Source organism: Treponema endosymbiont of Eucomonympha sp. (assembly GCF_001028545.1).
Genome location: NZ_BBPW01000669.1, coordinates 1 through 439, shown reverse-complemented (window position 1 = coordinate 439; position 439 = coordinate 1). Strand labels below are relative to the sequence as shown.

1 protein-coding gene is annotated in these 439 nt (G+C 57.9%); it reads right to left on the bottom strand.

Features of this window, described 5'->3' with window-relative positions; genetic code table 11:
• A partial coding sequence (locus tag AWU74_RS14380; protein ID WP_498067499.1) for a hypothetical protein occupies window positions 1-439 on the bottom strand: 439 nt, incomplete at both ends.

Below are 439 nucleotides of genomic sequence, written 5' to 3'. Positions count from 1 at the left end.
CCCCGACTTTGGCGATTGCTCGCTCGCCACCCGCCCCTTCAGCTTCAAGTTTGGCCCGTTCCCCACCTCGCTTCCGTTCTTCCCGTTCGTACTCCTTTGCGCCCTCTCGGTCTGCCTTGTCCTCCAGATCGCTCCCGCGCTTAATTGGCGTCGAAGGGGGCTTTCGCGAGCCCCGCTTGTGGGCTGGAAGCGATGCCGGGAGGTCCGCCTGCTCTAAGAATGGCCCATCAGATCCAACAGGGCGCTTCAGCACTACGCCGGGCCTTTTCTTTTTTGCTGCGCCGTCTTCGATATCATCCACCTCTTGCGCACAACCCTGGTGGCATAAGTTGTTCTTTGATCCCCATGCCTCCCATGCTGCTTTCATCGAGGTGGCGGCTACGTCCAGCTCGAAACAGCTCATCGATGTCTTGTTAGTTTTTATCTTTCTATGCCTTCC